Genomic DNA, 18369 nt, shown 5'->3' on the forward strand with positions numbered 1-18369 from the left:
CTGCGGACAGAGCCAAAACTCGCGATCCGTATCAACCCGACCAACTGATCCCGATGACCTGCAACGAGGTCCAGCATCTGTTCACCGCCCTGGCGGTCCAGCCTGTCCACGGCGCAGCCCACCGGCTCCGCTGGTCCCACTGGCGACGGCGTCACCAAGCCCGCGCCCGCGACAGCCACTATCAACGACAAACAGCCCAAAACGCATGAAGATCGCCATCTACGGCTGGAGTACTAGTGTCCTGTGCCAGAGATCCGTCGGCAGAAGTGAGCGAGGGAGTCGAGGATTTCCTTTGCCGGTAGGACTCGCGCACTTCGGTCGCGGGAGGGCGGTACCCGCGCATCGCGTGCCGCCCTGCTGCGTATGCCACCAATGCCGCGTACTCCTCCAACGCTGTGTATCCCCCAACGCTGCGTACTCCTCTCCGCCTCGCGGCCCGCGACCGTATGCTGACCTGGATTTACGGGGCCGGGGCCGGGTGGGGGTTGGCGTGATGGGACGTCCTTGGGCGAGGGGCGCTGCGGCGGCTGTGGCCGTGATCGCTTCGGCCGCGCTCGCTTCGTGTGCAGGAGGTGCGCGCTCCGCCGAGCCTCGCGACAGCAAGTCCGCATCGCCGCAGCGGCAGGCTCCCGCCTCGCCGTCGCAGAAGTCGCGGCAGGCGCAAGTGGAGCGGCACCGTCAGAGTGTGCTCAGCGAGATCGCCAAGGGTGACGACGCCCCCGACCGTGCGGGCTTGAGTCTGGTGAGCGTGGGTGCCAAGGGCACGGTGTTCTTCTGGATGACGACCGACGCGCGCTACTGCGCCGTGTTTTACTCCGGGACGGCCAGCGCGTCGTCGTGTTCGACGAAGCCCGACGACGTCATCAGCCCCGCGCCGGCGCTGGACCGTCTCCACGAAGGGGATGTGTACAGCGCCCGGAGTGCGTACGGGCTCATCATCGCGGCCGACAGAGAGACCGTTCGGTCCCTCTCCTGTGGTGACGAGCGCCTCGTCGTGAGAAGGGTCCGCGTCATCGAGGCCGGTGGCGCGACCCGCACGATCTATGGGGTGGAGCTCGACGGACGCACTGCCGGTATTTTGCAGGCCGAGGTCGTGCGGGCCGACGGCCGGCACACGGAGACGCTGCCGCTCGGAATCACGGCCGACGAGGTCACGGCCGGGCACGGCTGGCAGGTCTGCGCCTAGCGTCTTGCGCCAGAGATCCGTCGGCGGAAGTGAGCGAGGGAGTCGAGGATTTCTTCAGCTGTCTTGGTCCAGATGATCGGCTTGGGGTCTTCGTTCCAGTCCTTGACCCATGCGCGGATGTCGGCTTCGAGGACCTGAACGTTCTTGTTGTGCGCCACGACGGATCTTCTGGCCGGCGAGGAAGCCGAACCACCGCTCGACCTGGTTGATCCAGGAGGAGCCGGTCGGGGTGAAGTGCATGTGGAACCGGGGGTGTTTGGCCAGCCACGTCCTGATCGCAGGGGTCTTGTGGGTGCCGTAGTTGTCGCAGATCAGGTGGATCTGGAGATGTGCGGGAACTTCCTTGTCGATCCTGACCAGGAACTTCTTGAACTCCGCTGCCCGGTGTCGGCGGTGCAGGCGGTGATGACCTCGCCGGTGGCGACGTCGCTGCTCGGGGTGGAGAGGGACATGGCCGCTGGAGGCCATCGCCCGCAAACCGGGTCAACCTGAGCAAGGTGATCAGGCACTGGCCGGACATGCAGAGGGTGGCCGGCTCCCTGGTCACCAACCAGGTCCGGGCGTATGACGTCGGCACCCGCGACCCCGAGGCCACCCTGGCCCGTACCGCGCCAGACATGAACGGTTGGCTCTGCTCAGTCGGGCGGTTCTACGCCGCAAGCCGTGGCGAAGCGATCCAGGTCTTTCGAGAACTGTTTGCGGGTGCTTGTGGTGGCATCGGAGTTCCCGGCTTCGCGAGCGTCGGCGAAGAGACGCAGGTCCACGGCCATAGCCATGAGCGGCGACCTGACATCGACAGCGTCGGCGACGTCCGCGGCGTCGCCGAAGGAGGACGCGACTCCCCGGATCTGAGAGTGGGTCACGTCCCCTTCCAGAGCAGCGGTCGCGGCACTGACAGCGGCAAAGCCCGCCGTGCAGCCGGGGTCTTTCCCGGATGTCGGCTCAGTCGTCTCGGTCGGCGCGGGCTGTGCAACGGGCGGCGTGAGCTGCGGGGCGGGTGCCGTCGGCGGGGCGGTGCTGGTCGGAGACGATCCGTGAGAGGTCACCCACTCCTTGAACTCTTGCAGGTCCCCCGCACCGAGCCAGGCGACGATCGCGAGCACCGATGCCGCTGCCCCGACCACTGGACCCCACCGGCCGCCCGCGCCCCCGCCGGACCCTTCTGCCATCGGCGCCTTCCCCCTTGATCGCGACCTCCCCGGTTCACTGGCCGGAGCGTTCCGTTGTGCTGGCAGGCTAGCGTTTTCGGGCACTCGGCGGGTCCAGCGCTGGTCTTCCGATGTGACTCAACCCCAGGGCTACCGACGGAATGCTGTGACCTGCTGTTTTGCAGCGCTTGGTGGGGATGGTCCCGTGACTCTATGAAGAGAATCCCGGCACTGTGAAGCAGAAGTGGCCGCAGTGAGTCGGCTCGGGATCTGGCGCCAGGGGGCCAGGCTCGCGAACTCAGCATCCTCGTACCGCTCGAATGCTCTTTCCAGCGGCCTGAGACGTGTTGGCTGCCGCTGTCAGGTCCATGTCCGAAGTCGGTGTCGCCAGAGATCGTGCCGCGATGCAGCCCGTCCGGTTCTCCCGCTTTTCAGCCGCCGCAGGCGGAGCGAATCCTGTAGAAGGTGCTCAGGTACCGCGCGTGGTAGGACGCGCTGGTGATCCGCACGATCGCCTCGTCGGCCGAGCGCGCAGACGACCCGGTCAGGTTGGCACTGCCCGTGTAGACGCGCGCTGTGATGGCGCCGTTGTAGTAGCCGTCGATCAGCATCTGCTTGTTGTGCGGGCGCACGTCGATGCCAGGGCCGTTGGGAATGCGGCATCTGCGGTGCTGGATGCCGGCGGCGTTCAGTCGGCTTGTGATCGTGCTGTCGGTCTCGGTGTAGATGAGGTCGATCCAGCAGCCTCTGCCACGCAGCTGGGCCAGCTTGTCGGCGACCTGGCGGCGGGAGCCGAGGAAGCTGTGCGTCACGATGCGGACGGCGGTTCGGTGGGCCAGCCCGTCCGCGCCCGTGTAGGCGCAGCTGATTTCGTCGAGCACGTTGACGACGGTGTCGGTGGCCGGGTTGTTGTACGAGCTGTCCCCACGGGGGAAGAAGAACCCTCGGTAGGTCGAGCCGGTCGGCGTGGAGAAGTACGCGTTGTTGTTGCCGCGTGCCAGGGTGCGCCCGCGGCGGAGCTGCTCGTGGTACGAGGCGTACCCGTCGTACACCGCGCTGCTCACGAAAGTGACGGCGTCGTTGAAGGATTCGACCTTGTACCAGTCAGAGAGGTTCGAGGAGGTCTGGAAGACGACCCTCGAGTAGCTGGTGCTGTCGTCGAAGGGTCCGATTCTGGAGAAGGTGAAGAACTTGTTGTGGTTGTACGCCGGTTGGGGCGGGGCCACGGCCAGGCAGCCACGCCGGACGTCGTCGACGCCGTCAGGGTCCTCGAAGCGGTCGTCGCACACGACGATCCAGGAGCGGGCGGCGTCATTGGTTCCCAGCCCTGCCCTGAGGGTCTGGTAGGGCACGTTGGTGTACTCGGGGCCGCCGGCGCCGTCCACGTAGGTCGAGTCGTCGACGATGAGCCGGACGTTGACACCGCGCCGATGGGCGGCGAGCAGCGCGTTCGCGACCTCCTGGTCGTTGAACTCGTACATCGCACCGCGGATCGTCGCCCCGGCCGGCGTCGCGTCGATCAGCCGTACGAGCTGGGTGAAGATCGCCTTCTGCTGTGCCGCGGTGCCCAGCGGGTCGTTAAATACGGGCCCGTTGACGACCGGCTTGGTCTGCGCGGCGGCGGGCGTGGCACTGCCGAGGAGCAGGGCGGCCACCATGGACAGGACGGCGGCGGCCGTGGTCGGCAGGGTGCACAGACATCGGGCCGGAAGCGGGCGTGCAGTTGGACGGGGCATCATCTTCGCTTTCCTGAAGGTGGGCAACGGGCGATGCCGGCGGCAGTGACACCCGCAGTCGGCTGGCGAGGGACAGGAGGCGGGCGCGCAGACCACGGAAGCGGCGAGATCACTGTGCCCCAGCGAGCCGAAAAGCCACCCAAGGCTAGGCATTTCGGAGTACTGAGTGAGCTCTACGAGTGAGAAGTGATCACCAGGCTGATGCGGTCGGTGGCCGGGCCGACGTTCCAGCCACTCAGATCGCACAGTCCGGATGGCCCGGTCTCCAGACGCCGGTGGTCATCACGCAGGCGGGTAGGCAGCCTGGTTCGCGGGACGCCGCGGGTGGTGGCGCGTGAGCGCTTCGGCGGGGGAATGGTGCAGGATGCCGTGCGCACGGGCCAGATCGCCCATGGCCTGGTGCAGCGCCAGTTCCATGGCCTCGGGTGGGTTGAGGGGGCCGTTTCCGTCGGGGCGGCGAGAGTCAGCGCAGGTCTCCCCAGCGGCAGTGCGGGCCGGGAGTGGCGATCCACCCGCCCCGGGTGACGTAGCGGATGTCGTGCCCGACCCAAGTGGCTGCGGGGCCGGGCGGCAGGAAGAAGCTGACCTGCTCCCGCCTACTGTCCAGAAGTACGGGGCCGGCATAGAGGCGGGGCAGGCCGGTCAGGATGTCGGCCGTGCGCAGGCCCAGGCAGGCGGGGACGACCAAGCGAGCGCCAGCGCGCGGAAGGGGTAGATAGGGAGCCGTTCAGTCAGGCCGCCCATGCTGGTAGATGCCTGATGCCCACCAACCGGAGCGCCCAGGCCGCGGCAGGCGACGCAGCGGCGGCGCCAGGGACTCATCGGGTTGAGCGGGCTCACCCCGGTACCCGCGTACAGGTCGGGTTCCAACGACATCGCTCCACCCCCATGCCGTACCGAGGGATGCAGGGGGGCGATTTGGTTGAAGCGCTATGACTGCGTTCTTGCCGCAGTCGTATAGGCAGGGCGCACCACCAGGCTCGTATCCCTCGAAGGCTGGTTTCGAGGCCAGATTCTGGCTCCCGTCGCTACCCTCGATGATCGAGGCAGCGGTTGTGGAGGGATCCGCGATTCGGTGAGCGCTGTCGGCGGATCATGAGCACCGTCGGAGCAGATCCGGGTGATCATGAGCATCGGTGACGCTCAGTAGCTCTTGGTATGGGCCTGTGGTTTTGTGTCTGGGCAGGTGGCCGTCGCCGGTATGCGATCTTGCCGGGGTTGGCCGGGGATCCCAGGCGTAGCCATAGCCGGATCGCGGCGACGGGCCCTGCGAGGTGTGATCGATGCGTCTCGCTGGGTTGGGGCTTGGGCCGGTGGACCGACGCGCGCACACTGGAACTGTGCACGAAATGCTCGCCGGCGGGATGGCGGAGCGTGAGGATCTGCTCGCTGCAGCCGTCGTCGAAGCCGTTGAAGGAACCGGCGCGTATGCCGGGAGTGTCTTTCTCCAGTCCCGCGACCGTCGGTCGATCGTGCTCGCCGCGACGTGCGGTGTGCCGCCTTCGCTGCTCGGTGGCTGGCACCTCATTCCGGTGAGCAGTCCCATTCCGGTCGCCGCAGCCTATAGCTCTGGGCGCACGGTCCACCTGAGTGGCGCCGACGAGACGATGCGCCGGTTTCCTCAGCTGGCGGTAGCTCTGCCGTACGCCTTTGGCTCCTGCTCCGTGCCGGTGGGCTCAGGTGAGGAGACCTTCGGTGCGCTAGCGATCGTCTGGGCGGCGTCACCAGGCGGCGAAGGGCTGTCCAGGGCGCAGCGCCGTCGCGTGCGGACCATCGCCAAACGGCTCGGTGCCTCCCTTGCCGATCTCCGCGCCCGTACCGGCGATCCTGTTGAGTGCGACCCGCAGACGATTCCCGTCGAGACCCCATCTCCGTCGGCACCGGCCGTGAGGGTCGGCCTGTTCGACTGGGACCTCGTGAACGGCACCGTCACCGTGGACGACGAGCTCTGCGCGATCTTCGGTTTCGCCCCCCGTGCTTTTGACGGACGAGCCGAAACGCTGGCTTCCTGCTTGCACCCCGGCGACCGAGCCGCCGTTCGAGCGGCCGCCCGTGCGGCAGCTGCCGGGGGCCGGATCACATCGCGGCGCCTGCGCATACGGGATCGCAGGGACGGCGGCGCGGGGTACCGCACGGTCGAGTTGTGGAGCCGCGCACCGGGGGCCAACGACGCGCGGGCACGCACCCATCTGTTCGGCACGGTCGTCGACGCGCAGGCCGGCAGCGCGGCCGTCGCCGCGGTCGAACGGCTGCGGGACGGGGTGTTCTCCCTAGCCCCCGACGGGCGGGTGGCCTATGCCAACCACAGTGCCCTGAAGCTGCTGGGCGTGCGCGGAGACGCGTTGCTGGGCCAGTTCCTCTGGGACGTGCTGCCGTGGCTGTCCGATCCCGATGTCGAGTACCGGCATCGGTCCGCGATGATCTCGCAGGCGCCGGTCTCCTTCCTGGCCTGTCGACCGCCCGACCAGTGGCTCGACTTCTCCCTCCATCCGGAAGCGGACGGAGTAACCGGCCGAGTGGTTCCCTCCGGTCATCCACCTTCCACCTCAACGCCATCCGTCTCCTCGGCCGAGACAGCAACCGCTGCCACACCGGCGCGTCTGGGTGTCATGTACCACGTCCTTCAGCTGGGCAGCGCGCTGACCGAGGCGGTCACCGCCCGCGAAGTCTGCGAAGTCATCTCCGACCAGCTCCTACCCGCCTTTGGAGGCCAGCAGCTGGCGATCTACGTGGTCCGCGACGGAACGATGCGTCTGCTCTATCACACCGGCCACCACGAAGACTTCCTCGACTGGCTGGAGGGCGTACCGCTGCATGCCTGCCTGCCCGGTACGGAGACCCTGACCTCCGGCGCTCCACTCTTCATCGAGTCGCAGCAGGACCTCTCCCAGGGCTACCCGGGCATCCCCACGGGCGAAGTGAGCTCGTGGGCGTATCTGCCACTGATCGCCTCCAGCCACCCTGTCGGCACCTGCGTCCTCGGCTTCGACGAGATCCACCGATTCACGGCGAAGGACCGCGGCGTCCTCACCGCACTCGCCGGGCTGATCGCCCAGGCCCTGGAACGAGCGCGGCTCTACGACGCGGAGTTCGCCCTCGCGCACGGCCTGCAGCAGGCGCTCCTGCCGCACCGGTTGCCAGTAGTCCCGGGTATCCGCACCGTCGCGCGCTATCTGCCCGGCACCAGCGGAATGGACATCGGGGGCGACTGGTACGACGTCATCCCCACCGGTAGTGGGGTCTGTCTCGTCATCGGAGACGTGGAGGGGCACAGCGTCGCCGCCGCAGCCACCATGGCCCAGCTGCGCAGCGCCGTACGGGCCTTCGCAGCAGTGGGCCATACTCCTGGCGATGTGATGGCGGGCGCCAACCGAACCCTCATCGACCTCGACCCCGGGCTGCTGGCCAGCTGCTGCTACATCCACCTCGAACCCCACAGCCATCACGCCTACGCCGTCACCGCCGGCCACCCCCCACCCTTGCTTCGCCGTCCCGACGCGACGACCAACGCCCTTGAACTGGACATCGGCCCACTCCTCGGTGTGGATCGCGCAAGCGTCTATCCAGCAACCCGGTTCGACCTCCCACCAGGGTCCGTCCTCGCTCTCTACACCGACGGACTGGTCGAGGAACGCGGCGCCGACATCAACGTGGGCATTGACGGCCTGCGAGCATCACTGGCTCACGCCGCTGCGGACTCACTGAACCAACTCGCCGACCGGCTTCTGCACAACGCCCGGGGCTCCTCGTACCGAACTGACGACATCGCCCTGCTGCTCGCCGAGTACGGTTCCGGTCACGGCGCCGAGGTGACACCTGATCACGGTGTCATTCTCACTGACTCGGCACAACGCTAGGCCGACGCCGAACTCTTCTGCGGCCAGCGTGCGCGGCGGCGGCCTGATGAGTGCGCCGGAGCGCGCTTGCCGTCGTAGAGGGCGACATCGGCGGCGCACGTCAACACGGTGAGGTCGCGGGGTGCTGACGGATCGCAGGTCGCGGCGGCTACCGAGGCGGCGATGCCCGCCACCTGGTCGTCGTCCCGGGCGACCGGCGTACGCAGCGTCTGCACCAGCTGCGCGGAGCGGACCTCACGGCGGGCTGCGGGCAGCTCCAGCACGATCAAGACCTTGCACCACCGAAGCGGCCTACGGCAGGGCGCCGCGGAGGCCGTCCCTTGTTGCCTGACGATCCCCGTTCGTCAACACGGGCATGGGCGGCTCTCGTCCGCCCCGTCGGGCAGGAGCACCCGTTCGGCGGCGGTGAAGTCACGCCCGGCGGAATGGCACAACTCGTGGAACCAGGCATCCGAGCTGAGCGGGATCGAAACCGATCCGTTGAAGGTTGTGTACTCCATGAGGGAGGCGTGTTTCAGTTGCCATCCCCGGGTCTGATGCAGCAGAGGGAGCTCGGCGAGCATCCTCCTGCTGGACGCAGCTGCACGACGCCCCAGGGAGCCTGCCTTCGGACGCGGTGACCAGTGTGTTGATGCCAGCGAACGCGCGGATTGAGTCGGTCTTTGCCGCAGGGACGGGTTCACCGATCCGTGTATCCAGATCAGCGTCCCAGAAGACCAGCTGGTTCTGCTCGTTGAGTAGGACCAGTCGCTGCCCGTCCGGGCTCCAGGCCCACTCCGGAAGATGTCTGCGTAGAGCTGGCCCACCGAGAGCTTGCGTACGAGCTCGCCCGCGATGACATCCCAGATTCTGATGATTCCGTCGCTGGTGACCACCTGCGCTCGGCTGGCCGGAGGCCGAACCGCCATACTGCCGGTTTGCGCGAGATTCCTACGTTCGCCGGCGTCGCGCCCCGCTCCTCCGACTCGCGCGCGAGGATCTGCGAGGCCCGCACACACAGTTGCTCGCGCAACCCCTGATTGCCGCGAAAGGCGATCACGGTGAGCACCCCTGCCACCAGCGCGAGCACGGTGATTGTCGCCGCTACCGTGCGCCATCGACGGATGCCACGGCGCTGGCGACGGCGGCTCGCCTCCCCATACTCCCGCTCGGCAGCGCTGATGTCGGTGGAGCGTTCCGCACACCACCCCACGGACATCTCCAGAGGAGCACCGCGCAGCAGCGCGCCGGGGTCGTGGCCTGAGGCCTGCCACTGAGCCACGCTCAGACGCAGCTGCTCCTGCCAGGCACGGAATTCCCGTGACTCCTCAAGCCAGCCCCGCAGACGCAGCCACTGACGAATGTTGACCTGGTCGGATCTGAACTTCCCTGCACCCTCACGCGATACGGCAACGGTTCCTGGCCGAGTCGGCGTGCTTGATCGCCGTTCCATAGGGTCGGACGCTGAGCCGGCACCACCTAACCCCGAGCGATACCGGCAGATGCTCGACGAACACGGCGCGCGTGAGCACCGCTTGGGGCAGTTCAGCGCCAAGCGGGTCCCGGTCAGGCTGCCTGGGCGGTCAGGACGGCCTTGGCCGCCAGCCGGAGATTCCTGATCATCGGATTCGGGTCGCCCTTGCGGCTGACCAGGACGACCTGGCTCGGGGGAGCGCCCTCGACCGGGACGGTGACGAGGTTGGGACGCAGTGAGCTACGCCGATCGCCGACCGGTAGCACGGCGATCGCCCTGCCACTCGCGACGAGTTCGAGCTTGTCCTCGTAGCTCTCGATCGGCGGCACGCCGGCCCCGAGGATCCGGTAGGAAGTCCAGTCCGCGGTCTCGAACGCGCACGGCGCCGTCTCTTCGCCGGCCAGTTCTTCCGCAGTCACCGACGTGCGGTCGGCCAAGGGATGGCCGCGCGGGACCACGAGCATCCGGGGCTCCTCGTACAGCGGCGTGGTGAACACGTCGTCGGTGGCGAGCGGCAGCGGGGTCCGCGCGATCAGGGCGTCGACGCGCTTGTCGGACAGCGCTCCGACGTCGCGGCAGCTCAGGTACCGGGTGGCGATTTCGGCGTCCGGGTAACGGCGGCGCAGTTCCCGTACGGCGGCAGTGATCACCAAGTCTTCAACGTAGCCGATGGCGATTCGTTCGGTCTCGGCTTGTTCACGCACGGCCAGCTCGGCCTGGCGGGCGGCCTGCAGCAGGGCTTGGGCACGGGGGAGGAACCTCTGGCCGGCCGGAGTGAGCCGGGTGCCCTGGGGTGTGCGGTCCAGCAGACGTGTGCCGAGATACTTCTCGAGCCGTTGGATCTGGCGGCTCAGCGCCGGCTGGGCCACGTGCAAGTTGGCGGCGGCCCGTCCGAAGTGCTGGTGCGCCGCCACCACGGTGAAGTAGCGCACCAGCCGCAGTTCCAGGTCCTGTCCGAGATCGTTCACCCTTCCAGCGTAGGCGTCATGCCGTTTCGGAATGATTAGGTTGCCGAACCGGTCTTGGACGGCCATGCCGTCCTGAGCCTTGACTGAAGGAGCAACGTTTCCCCGAGAAAGCGACAGGCGCGATGAAGGCGATCCAGTTCCACGAAGCGGGCGGGCCGGAAGTTTTGCAGTATGACGAAGTGCCGGTTCCCGAGATCGGCCCGGGCGAGGTGCTCGTCCGGGTGCACGCGGCAGGCATCAACCCTCCGGACTGGTACCTACGTGAGGGGATGAAGGTCATGCCGGCCGAGATGAGGCCGGCGCTGGAGTTCCCCCTGATCCCTGGAACGGACATGTCGGGCGTGGTCCAGGCGGTGGCTCCGGACGTGCTGGGGTTCGCCGTCGGTGACGAGGTCTTCGGCATGCTGCGGTTCCCCGGATTCGACGGCCGGACGTACGCCGAGTATGTGGCCGCGCCGGCTTCGGACCTGGCTCACAAGCCGGCCGGTATCGACCACGTGCAGGCGGCTGGGGCGCCGATGGCCGTGCTTACGGCCTGGCAGTACCTGGTTGATCTCGGCCACGACGTGCCGTCTCCTTTCACCGGCCAGGTGCACCAGCCGGTGCCGATCACGCCAGGGATGACCGTGCTGGTCAACGGGGCCGCCGGTGGCGTGGGCCACTTCGCGGTGCAGCTGGCGAAATGGAAGGGGGCACACGTAATCGCGGTGGCCTCGGGCCGGCACGAGCAGTTCCTGCGCCAGCTCGGCGCCGATGAGTTCATCGACTACACCAGGACGCAGGCCGCGGACGTGGTCAGCGGTGTCGACCTGGTGATCGACACCGTCGGTGGCCCGGACAGCTCACGCTTCCTGAGCGTGCTCAAGCGCGGCGGCACCATGCTTCCGGTGTTCTTCGCCCAGTACGACCCGGAAGAGACGGCGAGTCTGGGCATCACAGTCTCGAACATTCAGGTGCGCTCCAACGGCCCCCAGCTCGCCGAGATCGGGCGCCTGGTCGACGAGGGCAAGCTCCAGGTCGGGGTGGACAGCACCTACCCGCTGCCCGAGGCGGGCAGCGCACACACGCGGGCCGCGCAGGGCCATCTCCAGGGCAAGATCGTGCTGACGGTGGTCTCGTGATCGCCGAACTCCAGCAGGCGGTGGCGAACTACGACCACGCTCTGGACGAGCTGAATGTGCCCGAGCTGGAGGCGGCCCTGACCGAAGACACCACCTGGACCTTCACGATGCCCGGACAGGGAGTGCTCGGCCCGGTCGCCGGACGCGCCAGGCGGTGCTCGACTTTATCCGTGACGGGCACACGGCCCAGACCGGAAGGGCGCGGCACCACCTGGGCAATGTCGTGGTCACGACGACGGACGCCGCCACCGCTGGGGTGCGGGCCTATTTGGTGCAGACGAGGAGCACCGGCGAGAGCATCCAGATGATCTCGACCGGGTCTACACGTTCGGCCTGTGCCGGTCCAACTCCGACGGTGGGTGGCGGATCGCCGAGCTCACCCTGACGCTGGTCAACGCCTTTTGGGGCGGGGCTATTGACCCCGCAGCGGCGCGGGCGCTCAGCATGTCGCCGAACGCGGCGGCGATCTGCTTCAACGTCAGCAGCCAGGAGACCGTCAAGACGTTCGTGTCCTGCATTGTCGGCAAACTCGGGCTTCGCGACCGCGTTGAGGTTGGTCGTGTACCCCTACCGCCGGGGGCTGGTGATCTGATGCGGGTCCGCCTAGCGGCCGGCCGTGCGGCATCAAGGTGGCGCGTGGACGTATGGGTGAAGCGGCCGGACGGCGCCGACTACGACGCTCCGCCCATGGCCAGCGCGGTTCGCGCCAGCCCGCGCAGCCAGGCGTGGGCGTGATCGGTGTCGTAGCGCTGATGCCACGACAGGTATATCGGTGCCGACGGCAGTTCGAGCGGGAGGGGGAGCACGACCAGGCCGAGGTCGGCGACCGCTGAGCGCGTGGTGGCTTCGGGGACGCTGATCAGGAGATCGGAGCCGCGCGCGAACTCCAGCGCGGCCGCTTCCGTAGGCGCGGTCGCCACCACGCGGCGGGTGAGGCCGAGCCGCGCGAGGGCGTCGTCGATGGCATTGCTGAGGTTTCCACGTCGCGAGACGGTGACGTGCTCAGCGGCGGCGTACCGCCTTGCGGTGACGGTCCTGACGCGGGTGAGGGGGTGCCCCTGCCTCACGACGATGACGAGGCGGGTCTCGCCCACGTCCTCGGCACGGATGTCCGGTGCGCTCGGGCGGTTGGCGTTCGCCTCCAGGTCGACCTCGCCGCGCCGCAACTCGGGGGTGTCGATGCTCGATTCCGCGACGAAGCGCAATCGCACGCCCGGCGCCTGTCCGCGCACGGCCGCGAGCAATGCGGGGCCGCTCAAGGTGACCAGGGAATCGTGCCAGCGGAGTGTGAAAGTGCGCTCCAACGTTGCCAGATCGAGTTCACGGCTCGGCGCCAGCACCCCCTGGACCTGGTGCAGCAGCTCGTGCACCTGTTCACGGACGGCGATCGCATACGGCGTCGGGGTCATCGTGCGGCCGGTGCGTACCAGGATCTGATCGCCGGTCGTGCGCCGGATTCGGCCCAGACTCCGGCTCATCGCGGGGGCGGTGACGTGCAGGCGCGCGGCCGCTCCGGCCACACTTCCCTCCTCCAGCAGCGCATCGAGCGCGGTGAGCAGGTTCAAATCCAATTGCATGTGAGTAATTCTAGCCGTGCTTGACATGCATTTGAAGTCAATTAAAGGGCTGTATACCTTCGAAACGAGAGCGCAAAACGAACGTGCAGCTCGGCCCGACCGGCCTCATCGTCCCCCTTTCACGCGGGAGTACCACCATGTCCGAAACGCTTCAGTCCACTGACGTCGTCACCTCCGACGCCGATCTGCTCGGCCAGACCGCGATCGCCGTGCGCGCGGCCGGCTCGGTGCTGCGCGAGCGCTTCGGCGAGGTGGTCCGCTACCAGACCCGCGAAGAGCTGATGCGCGCGCTCGCCGCCAACGACGCCACTGCCCTCGACATCCTGCGCCCCCGCCTCACGGGCCTGCGCCCGGCCGCCGACTGGGTGGAGGACGAACTGGACGGCGGGGCGCTGCCGCCCGGCGAATGGTGGGTCGTGGATCCGGCCGAAGGCAACGTCAACCACCTGCACGCCCTGCCGGAGTGGGCGGTGACCGCCACTCTCGTGCGTGACAACCAGCCGGTGCTCACCGCGGTCCACCTGCCGTTGACCGGCGAGACCTACACCGCGCTCATCGGCGCGGGCGCCTACCTTGACGGCCGGCCGCTGCACGTCTCGCAGACCGCAGACCTCGGCCTGAGCATCGTGGCCACCAGCCAGGCCCGGCCGGACGAGGACGAGAAGGTCGTGCGGCGCGTCGGCTCCTCGATCACTGCGATGCTCTTCGACGCGCTCGTCGTACGCACCGCCGTGCCCGCGACCCTGCACCTGCTGAACGTGGCCGCCGGCCGGATCGACGCCTTCTGGCAGTTCGCCGGCGCCCGCGCGGACCTGCTGCCCGGGGCACTGCTCGTCAGCGAGGCCGGCGGACAGCTCTCCGACGCCGAGGGCCGCCCCTGGACCCCGCAGAGCGAGAGCTTCCTGGCCGCCGCGCCCGGCGTCCACGCCGAGGCCGTCGCCACACTCTCACGCTGACCGCGCACCACGACCTGCACGCACGGAAGGACCAGATCATCATGACCACGATCGCAGTTCTCGGAAACGGCCGCGTCGGCGGCAACCTGGCCACAGCCCTCACCCGGACGGGGCATGAGGTGACCGTGGCGGACCGCGCGCCGCGCGCTGCCGCCGACGCTGCCCGGACAGCCCAGATCGTCATCAACGCCACCCCGGGCGCCGGCTCGCTGGACCGGCTCGTCGCCCTGCGCGAGGAACTGCGCGACAAGATCCTCGTCGACGTCTCCAACGCCACCGTCGACGGACCGGACGGACTGCCCGCGGACCTGATCTATCCCGGCTCAAGCCTCGCCGAGCAACTCCAAGACGCGCTCCCCGAGACGCGCGTCGTCAAGACACTCAACACCATGCTCTTCCCGGTGATGACGGCGCCGGCCACACTCACCCAGGCGCCCGACGCCTTTCTCTCCGGCGAGGACCCGCAGGCCAAGCAGACCGTCCGTGAACTGCTCATCAACCTCGGCTGGCGCAAGGAGTGGATCACTGATCTCGGCGGGATCCAGACCGCCCGCGCCACGGAGGCCGCGATACTGTTCGTACCGCACGTGATTCGGTCCAGCGGATTCGCGCCCTTCGCGATCTCGATCGCCCGCTGATCCGCACACAGTGCACCGCCGCCGGGGTGGTGTCCAGGACCACCATCAGCTGAGCCAGGCCCAGCACGACCAGGATGCGTCCACGACGTGGCGCGGCCGCGCCGTCGGGTTCGAGGGCCGCAGCGGATGCGGTGCTCATGACGAACTCCAAGTCAATGAAGAAGCATCAGTGAGTAGAGGGGCGCGGTGGGCGAGCCTTGGCGCGGCTAGCCCACTGATCCCGCGTCTCAGCTTCGGCTCCCGTTACGGTCCATGCATGGTTTTGGGGCGCCTTGCCGCTGTCGGGTATGCGGGGCAGTCGGTCGCCAGGCGTGGCGATGCCCAGGAGCTGCTGGTGGATGGCGTGTTGTCGGCGTGGGGGCTATGGCGTCACTCGCCGGGCAGGGTGAGCGCCAGCTTGCCTGTGACGCGGCCGTCAAGAAGGTGTCGGACGGCTGCGGCGGTCTCAGCGAGTGGGTAGACGCTGTCCACTACAGGGCTGAGCGTGCCCGCGTCGATGAGGGCGGTCAGGTCGCGTAGCCCGTCGGCGTGCTCGGAGGAAATGAAGGTGCCCAGGTGCTGTCCGGTGAAGGGGGACAGCATCTGTGCGCGGAGCTGCCGGTCAGTGCCGCCGAGCCAGAGGCCGTTCGTCTCGCCGCCGGTGATGACCAGCCTGCCGCGGCGCGTAAGGGCACGGCGTAGATCCCGCAGACTGCGGTTGCCTGCGATGTCGATGATGGCGTCGTAGCGTCGCGGGCCGGCGAGGAAGTCCTCGCTGGCGTAGTCGATCACGTGATCGGCGCCCAGTGCCCGTACGGCGTCGAGCTTGGGAGTGCTCGCGACGGCCGTGACCCGGGCATCGAAGGCGTGGGCGAGTTGGACGGCGAAGGTGCCCACGCCGCCGGCGGCTCCTGTGATCAGGACGTGCTTGCCTTCCTGGACCATGCCCTTGTCGCGAACCGCCTGGAGTGCGGTGAGTGCGCTGACGGGTACCGTCGCCGCCTCCTCGAAGGTGAGTCCGGTCGGCTTGGGAGCGATCCTGTCGGGACGGGCGGCGGCGTATTCGGCGAATGCGGCGACTGCCGTGCCGTAGACCTCGTCGCCGGGCGCGAAGCCGGTCACGTCGGAGCCGACCGCCTCGACGAGACCGGCGATGTTGCGGCCGGGGTTGGGGAGCTTCGGCCTGCGCAGCCCGCTCACGGGCCGCACCGCGTACGGCAGACCGGCCATCATGTGCCAGGTGCCCCGGTCCACGCTGGAGGCGCGCACCCGCACCAACACCTGGCCCGGCCCGATGCTGGGCCGGGCGAGCCGCGCCGTGCGCAGCACGGCCTCCGGCTCGGCGCCGTAGCGCTCCTGCACGACGGCCGCCATCGTCTGGGTTCCACCGGTGGTCGCGGTCGGCTCGCTCATGTTCCGCATCGTCACTGCTCCGGGTTCCGATACCGCTGCACTTACGGCGTAAGTACTTACGATGTAAGTGCAGCACTTACGGCGTAAGCTCGTCAACGCTGGAAGACCACGAGAGGAAGTGACCATCCCCCGTGACCCGTCGAACCACCCCGCAGCCGACCCGCGAGACGCTCACCCGGCAGCGGGTGCTGCATGCCGCCGTCGAACTCGCCGACACCGGCGGCTTGGAGACGCTGACCATGCGCAAGCTCGGCGAGGCCGTCGGAGTCGAGGCGATGTCTCTGTACAACCACGTGGCCAACAAGGAGGACCTGCTCGACGGCATGGTTGACCTGGTCTTCGGCGAGGTCGAACTGCCCACGCCGGGTGACAACTGGCGACAGGCGATGCGGCAGCGGGCCATCTCCATGCGCCTCGTGCTGTCCCGCCATCGCTGGGCAATCGGGCTGATGGAGTCACGTTCCACACCAGGCCCGGCCACCCTGCGTCACCACGATGCCGTTCTCGGCTGCCTGCGTCAGGGCGGGTTTTCCCTCACCCTGACTGCCCATGCCGTCTCGGTTCTCGACAGCTACATTTACGGGTTCGCCCTGCAGGAGAAGGCCCTGCCCTTCGACACCCCGCAGGAGACCGCCGAACTTGCGGAGTCCATCATGAGCGGTTTCGGCGACGGCGAGTACCCGCACCTGGCCGAGATCGCGACTGCTCACGTCATGCGTCCCGGGTACGCCTACGGCGGCGAGTTCGCATTCGGACTGGACCTCATCCTGGACGGCCTCCAGCAGATGGCGGGCTGACGAGCCAGCGGCGTGCCGGCCGCACAATCCGGTGCGCTCTCTTGTCGAACTGGTGAGGACAGAAGAGCCCAAGGGAGCCGGCGCACTATGAATGCCTTCAGGACCAGGGCACGGCCAGCCCGCCCCGCGGTACTTCATGGCCGCTAGGAAGCTCCACAACAAGGGGCGGGCCGTCGACGTCATCCTGTGGAGGGCACCCAGGATCTGACCGACCAGAACGTTCCTAAGGTGATCCGCGAGCGCGCCTACACGCGCGCCTGGCTGGTCCTGGGGACGGCGTCCCAGGCCAGATGGCGTTCGGCGACAAGGCCGTGAACGGCGGCGCACGCCCCGCCTGCTCCAGGCAGGGCCTCGACAGGGGCACCCTCGTCGTCGCCGGCGACGGCATCGACATCCCCCGCCGGCGAGGTGCGCACCCACCACATCGACGACGAGGCCAGGGCCATCGCCAGCGTGCCGAGTCGCTGCGCGAGTCCATCGCGACCCTGCGCATGCCGGCCCCCGTTCAGGACGTCGACCCGCTCACCGACATCGCCCTCGTCCTCGGCACCGCGCCCCGCATGCGCACCCCGGAGGTGTTGCAGGGCCTCACCGAGGGGCGCTCCATCGCAAGCGGCTGCACGGTCGTCGACGCAGAGGTCGCCGCCGACGGGACCTCGGTGACGCTGACGGTCGACATGCCGGACGGCGTACTGGCCCAACGGGTGACCACGCCGGGCGCCTTCAGCGCCGGCTGACTGCGTACGCTGGGCACGGCGACCGCGCGTCGCTCTGCCGGGCTCGGCACGCCGCTCGCTCAACATGCGGACGAGCAATGGAGGGATCGGCGTCGGCCGCATGGCCTGGGCTGCCCGGTCAGCAGGCCATGCAGCCGTATCTCGACAACGCCGGATCCGAGAACGGCGTCCGTGCCCTGTGCCGGGTTCCGCCGCCTGCGGAACTGCTGCGCCGCCGCATGCTGGCGATCGAGTTCTACCTGGTGCTGATCGAAGCAGGTCTGGGACTCTGCCTGAGTGCCGCTTCGCTGGCGAACGTCGCGCGGGCGACGGAGTACGCGCAGGAGCACATCGCCCTGACCAACGATCTGTTCTCTTCCGCAAGGAGCGGTACGAGCACGACGACCTGAATCGCTGCCTACCACCATCACCACGGTTGGTCCCTGCAACGTACGGTGAACCACATGTGCGCGGCGATCGACCGCGCCGAGCACCAGCTGCTGGCCGCCTGTGACGACCTCCTGAACACCTGCGACCGGGCCGCCGTGGGCGCCTACCTCGATGCCCTGTGTCATCTGGTGGGGGGGCAACCAGCACTGGAACTACATCGCTGCGCGGTACCACGGTGAGCACCACCGCTGGAACGGTGTCCGCTCGGGCACTATCACCCGGCATCGGGACCGCACGGTCTTCGCTGCCACCGGTCCAGCGCTACCGCCGATCAACGAGGTGACACTGTGAACAGCACTTTTGCGACGGCTCCCGGTGCCCTGCCCGGCGTGGGGCATGCACTCCTAGCCTGACCCGCATCCTCACCCAGCCAT

General features: G+C 68.3%; 20 protein-coding genes and 2 pseudogenes. 11 read left to right on the forward strand and 11 right to left on the reverse strand.

Translation table 11 applies throughout. The annotated features are described in order from the left end of the window. Nucleotides 1-35 precede the first annotated feature (35 nt). Nucleotides 36-209 (forward strand): annotated as a pseudogene (locus AB5J55_RS42390) (IS701 family transposase); the annotation flags it as partial. 476 nt (nt 210-685) lie between these two features. After that, the gene (locus tag AB5J55_RS42395; RefSeq protein WP_369275725.1) at nt 686-1186 is read left to right on the forward strand and encodes a hypothetical protein; all 501 of its coding nucleotides are present in this window, start codon (nt 686-688) and stop codon (nt 1184-1186) included. Here the strand turns inward: AB5J55_RS42395 and AB5J55_RS42400 are convergent. Both AB5J55_RS42400 and AB5J55_RS42405 read right to left on the reverse strand, forming a co-directional pair. Next, on the reverse strand, nt 1183-1344 hold the full coding sequence (locus tag AB5J55_RS42400) for a hypothetical protein (protein ID WP_369276499.1): 162 nt from the start codon (nt 1342-1344) through the stop codon (nt 1183-1185). The two genes, AB5J55_RS42395 and AB5J55_RS42400, sit on opposite strands and share 4 nt — an antisense overlap. A gap of 28 nt (nt 1345-1372) precedes the next feature. Then, nucleotides 1373-1585 (reverse strand): annotated as a pseudogene (locus AB5J55_RS42405) (transposase); the annotation flags it as partial. On the opposite strand from AB5J55_RS42405, the gene AB5J55_RS42410 reads away from it, so the two are divergent. Continuing rightward, nucleotides 1502-1678 (forward strand): hypothetical protein, encoded by a 177-nt coding sequence (locus tag AB5J55_RS42410; protein WP_369276500.1) that lies wholly within the window; start codon nt 1502-1504, stop codon nt 1676-1678. The pseudogene AB5J55_RS42405 and the gene AB5J55_RS42410 sit on opposite strands and share 84 nt — an antisense overlap. Before the next feature lie 143 nt (nt 1679-1821). On the opposite strand, the gene AB5J55_RS42415 is transcribed toward AB5J55_RS42410, so the two are convergent. The 4 genes from AB5J55_RS42415 to AB5J55_RS42430 all read right to left on the reverse strand — a co-directional run bounded on the left by AB5J55_RS42415 (nt 1822) and on the right by AB5J55_RS42430 (nt 4758). After that, nucleotides 1822-2289 (reverse strand): hypothetical protein, encoded by a 468-nt coding sequence (locus tag AB5J55_RS42415; protein WP_369275726.1) that lies wholly within the window; start codon nt 2287-2289, stop codon nt 1822-1824. 476 nt (nt 2290-2765) lie between these two features. Then, entirely contained in the window at nt 2766-4073 is a 1308-nt protein-coding gene (locus AB5J55_RS42420; protein WP_369275727.1) for a phospholipase D-like domain-containing protein, read from the reverse strand. A gap of 279 nt (nt 4074-4352) precedes the next feature. Further along, complete coding sequence (locus tag AB5J55_RS42425; RefSeq protein ID WP_369275728.1) at nt 4353-4487, reverse strand: hypothetical protein; 135 nt, start codon at nt 4485-4487, stop codon at nt 4353-4355. Nucleotides 4488-4533: 46 nt separating this feature from the next. Then, on the reverse strand, nt 4534-4758 hold the full coding sequence (locus AB5J55_RS42430) for a hypothetical protein (protein WP_369275729.1): 225 nt from the start codon (nt 4756-4758) through the stop codon (nt 4534-4536). Nucleotides 4759-5419: 661 nt separating this feature from the next. Between AB5J55_RS42430 and AB5J55_RS42435 the strand changes: the two genes are divergently transcribed. Further along, the gene (locus AB5J55_RS42435) at nt 5420-7927 is read left to right on the forward strand and encodes a SpoIIE family protein phosphatase (protein WP_369276464.1); all 2508 of its coding nucleotides are present in this window, start codon (nt 5420-5422) and stop codon (nt 7925-7927) included. On the opposite strand, the gene AB5J55_RS42440 is transcribed toward AB5J55_RS42435, so the two are convergent. Both AB5J55_RS42440 and AB5J55_RS42445 read right to left on the reverse strand, forming a co-directional pair. Further along, complete coding sequence (locus AB5J55_RS42440; RefSeq protein WP_369275730.1) at nt 7924-8190, reverse strand: hypothetical protein; 267 nt, start codon at nt 8188-8190, stop codon at nt 7924-7926. The two genes, AB5J55_RS42435 and AB5J55_RS42440, sit on opposite strands and share 4 nt — an antisense overlap. A gap of 1282 nt (nt 8191-9472) precedes the next feature. Then, a complete protein-coding gene (locus AB5J55_RS42445; RefSeq protein ID WP_369275731.1) occupies nt 9473-10348 on the reverse strand; it encodes a LysR family transcriptional regulator in 876 nt (291 codons plus the stop codon). 122 nt (nt 10349-10470) lie between these two features. Between AB5J55_RS42445 and AB5J55_RS42450 the strand changes: the two genes are divergently transcribed. Further along, nucleotides 10471-11469, forward strand: a complete 999-nt coding sequence (locus tag AB5J55_RS42450; protein WP_369275732.1) for an NADP-dependent oxidoreductase — start codon at nt 10471-10473, stop codon at nt 11467-11469. A gap of 320 nt (nt 11470-11789) precedes the next feature. Here the strand turns inward: AB5J55_RS42450 and AB5J55_RS42455 are convergent, their stop codons facing one another. Beyond that, nucleotides 11790-11987, reverse strand: a complete 198-nt coding sequence (locus AB5J55_RS42455) for a hypothetical protein (RefSeq protein WP_369275733.1) — start codon at nt 11985-11987, stop codon at nt 11790-11792. Nucleotides 11988-12140: 153 nt separating this feature from the next. Next, complete coding sequence (locus AB5J55_RS42460; RefSeq protein WP_369275734.1) at nt 12141-13046, reverse strand: LysR family transcriptional regulator; 906 nt, start codon at nt 13044-13046, stop codon at nt 12141-12143. 137 nt (nt 13047-13183) lie between these two features. On the opposite strand from AB5J55_RS42460, the gene AB5J55_RS42465 reads away from it, so the two are divergent. Then, nucleotides 13184-14002, forward strand: coding sequence for an inositol monophosphatase (locus AB5J55_RS42465; RefSeq protein ID WP_369275735.1), 819 nt, complete (start codon nt 13184-13186; stop codon nt 14000-14002). Between the two features lie 41 nt (nt 14003-14043). Then, nucleotides 14044-14640: an NADPH-dependent F420 reductase gene (locus AB5J55_RS42470; RefSeq protein WP_369275736.1), complete on the forward strand. Its 597-nt coding sequence runs from the start codon at nt 14044-14046 to the stop codon at nt 14638-14640. 369 nt (nt 14641-15009) lie between these two features. On the opposite strand, the gene AB5J55_RS42475 is transcribed toward AB5J55_RS42470, so the two are convergent. Then, nucleotides 15010-16032: an NAD(P)-dependent alcohol dehydrogenase gene (locus AB5J55_RS42475; protein WP_369275737.1), complete on the reverse strand. Its 1023-nt coding sequence runs from the start codon at nt 16030-16032 to the stop codon at nt 15010-15012. A gap of 131 nt (nt 16033-16163) precedes the next feature. Between AB5J55_RS42475 and AB5J55_RS42480 the strand changes: the two genes are divergently transcribed. The 4 genes from AB5J55_RS42480 (at nt 16164) to AB5J55_RS42495 (ending at nt 18174) form a co-directional block, all read left to right on the forward strand. After that, a complete protein-coding gene (locus tag AB5J55_RS42480; RefSeq protein WP_369275738.1) occupies nt 16164-16829 on the forward strand; it encodes a TetR/AcrR family transcriptional regulator in 666 nt (221 codons plus the stop codon). 290 nt (nt 16830-17119) lie between these two features. Next, nucleotides 17120-17566, forward strand: a complete 447-nt coding sequence (locus AB5J55_RS42485; protein WP_369275739.1) for a hypothetical protein — start codon at nt 17120-17122, stop codon at nt 17564-17566. 77 nt (nt 17567-17643) lie between these two features. Further along, on the forward strand, nt 17644-17955 hold the full coding sequence (locus AB5J55_RS42490; RefSeq protein WP_369275740.1) for a terpene synthase family protein: 312 nt from the start codon (nt 17644-17646) through the stop codon (nt 17953-17955). Nucleotides 17956-18009: 54 nt separating this feature from the next. Further along, nucleotides 18010-18174: a hypothetical protein gene (locus AB5J55_RS42495; protein WP_369275741.1), complete on the forward strand. Its 165-nt coding sequence runs from the start codon at nt 18010-18012 to the stop codon at nt 18172-18174. The last annotated feature ends 195 nt before the right edge of the window (nt 18175-18369 follow it).

It is taken from the genome of Streptomyces sp. R11, from assembly GCF_041051905.1.
Lineage (GTDB): Bacteria > Actinomycetota > Actinomycetes > Streptomycetales > Streptomycetaceae > Streptomyces.